This is a genomic window from Neisseria sp. P0009.S007 (genome assembly GCF_051962515.1).
In genome coordinates this window covers 1-245 of the sequence record NZ_JBQCVF010001232.1, presented here as the reverse complement: position 1 = coordinate 245, position 245 = coordinate 1, and the positions used below count along the sequence as shown (strand labels likewise).

Genomic DNA, 245 nt, shown 5'->3' with positions numbered 1-245 from the left:
ATACGATGGTTACCGCCTACATGCTGGGGCCGATGCTGTCGTATAAGCTGGGGATTCCGCGTATCGACAATCCGCTGACCCTCTTGCTGGTGCCTGCCACCCTGCTGATTTTTTTCATAGAAAACAAAACATTCAACAGCAAGGCAGGACTCATGCTGATGGCGGTCGGGCTAATGACCGGCTGGAGCGCAATCCATCTGTTCATCACGCCCTTGGATTCGGTCAGGGTCATGGATACCTTTTTC

Annotated in this window: 1 pseudogene; it reads left to right on the top strand. The window is 52.7% G+C overall.

Annotated elements, in window-relative coordinates:
• Nucleotides 1-245: pseudogene (locus ACTHS3_RS18425) on the top strand (O-antigen ligase family protein); the annotation flags it as partial.